The organism is Corynebacterium sp., assembly GCF_012837295.1.
Classification (GTDB): Bacteria; Actinomycetota; Actinomycetes; order Mycobacteriales; family Mycobacteriaceae; genus Corynebacterium.
Genome location: NZ_DURI01000209.1, coordinates 1 through 2,095 on the forward strand (window position 1 = coordinate 1; position 2,095 = coordinate 2,095).

General features: G+C 67.0%; 1 protein-coding gene. It reads right to left on the reverse strand.

What is annotated here, in order from left to right; all coding sequences use genetic code 11:
• Positions 1 to 160: 160 nt before the first annotated feature.
• A complete protein-coding gene (locus tag GX015_RS06925) occupies positions 161 to 1,732 on the reverse strand; it encodes a hypothetical protein (protein ID WP_291343856.1) in 1,572 nt (523 codons plus the stop codon).
• Positions 1,733 to 2,095: the final 363 nt, after the last annotated feature.

Here is a 2,095-nt window from a genome sequence, read left to right on the forward strand (position 1 = left end):
GCGCCAGTTCGGCGATCAGCTCGGGCACCTCGATGCCCGCGGCACCGGCGGCGGAGTCGTCGTGAAGGTCGTCGTCATGGCGGCTCATGGCCCCAGGGTATGCGGGTTTGAGTTGCTTGACGACGGCTTGCCTGGGAGGCGGGCGTCGTCAAGCATCGTTTTACCGCGGAATGCCCACGGGCGGAGCGCCTGCGGGACCGGTCTTCTTCGGCGTCGGAGGGACCGCCGCCTTGACGACGATCAGGGCCGTAAGCGCGAAACCGGCGGCGAGGAACGCCTGGAACCAGTTCACCCCGACGGCGACGGTGAGACCCAGATCCATGCGGACCTCCACCGGCAGAATGAAGGAAATGGCGGCACCCATGACGAAGACGAACCACGTCATGAGCTGCAGGGGCTTCTTCGCCGACTCATTCCCGGTGAACAGGCGGAAAGCGCGCCATGCCATCGCCATGGCCAACCACGTGCCGCAGACGCCGAGGAAGAAGACCACGAAGATGAAAATCAGCGATTCCTCGGACGGCTCGGCGCCGTAATCGTACATCTTGTAGATCTGCACGATTCCCTGCACGAAGACCGCCAGGAAGGGGATGAAGGCCATGAACGTGAAATGCGCCGACGCTCCCCACAGCAGGGCCGCAATCCGGGAATGGCGGTGCCCGTCGACGACGGTGAAATCGGACCTGCCCTTCTGGGCCGCGAATGCATCACCGGCCGGGGGAATGAACGACGCGATCACCGCGCCCACCGCGATGGCGATGCCGAACAGGGTGGCGGCGCCGTCACCCTTGATGACCTGGCCCGTACCGGCCATGTTGATGACGATGGGCATGATCAGCGCGTTGAAGAAGACGTTGGCCACGAGGATGCCCGCGTACACGGCGAGGAAGGACCGGGCGGCGCCGGAGCCCTGGACGAATGCGCGGACGACGCCCAACATCACCAGGGAGACGAACACGTAAATGCCGACGCTCAAGAAGACGGCGACGGTGGTTTCGGCGGGGATGTTCGTGCCGCCGAACGCGCGGAAGGGCGTCGGGACGACGTAGCCGTACATGGTCAGCGCCGATTCCCCGGAGGCGTACAGCCCGGTCGCGAAGAACCAGGCGGCTCCGATCATGATGACCGCCGCAGGTGCCCCGGCTGCCCTGGTGCCATGGAAAGTGTGGGCGCGTGCCGTCGGGGTGAGGCTGAATCCGAGCGCCGTGCACGACAGTGCGGTGGCGATGAAAAGGCCGATGAGGCCGATGGTCATGAACCGGCTCGTGCTCTCGGCGCCGTAGTCCATGAGGAAACGGAACGACAGGAACATCACGGCGAGGACGACGCCCGTGAGCACCGTCAACCACGACCATGCGGATGGCGATCCCTTGCGGTACCTCAGCGACAGCCACACCATCAGCCCCGGGATGGCCAGCGCGAACAGGAGCATCGACGGTACTTCGATCACGTACCACGTGGTGGGATAACCGATGGAGTACACGCTCGCGGCCACTCCGTCCGAATCGGGGCGGAACTTGGTGAATGCCTCGACCACTCCGCCGATCAGTGACAGTGCCATCACGACGCCCGCCGCCAACCACAGCCAGCCGGCGAGCGACGGCGAACCTACGGCGGGTCGTGCCGGGCCATCCTCCGGCCACTTCGCGTACACGGGGGCCGACGGACCGGGGGCGGCCTTCGGCGCGAGCGCGCGGGCCATGCCCGATCCCGGGTTGGGTGTGCCCATCATGTGCCGACTATCGAACGGCGGCCGGGTGGCCGCGGGGCCGGGAAATCCGGGGGACGGGTTGACCGGCATCTGCGGCGGGCCCCACTGGTTCGGCCCCGGCGCCTGCTCATTCGGCGGAAGAGCCCAACTCTCGGCGCCATTGCCGGGCGGCGGTCCGGAGAAGGGGCTGCCGCCCGTGTTTTCCCTGTTCATGAGCCCAATCGTAGTATCGTGTCCGGGGCCTGCGAATCGGGCGACCCCGAGGTGGGTCACCCGTCGTCACGCGGCGACCGCGGACTCCCGCAGAGCCATCCCGGCGGCGGCGACGACGACCACGAGACCCGCCCAGCTGAGCGGGGAAAGGTGCTGTCCGAGGATCGCCAC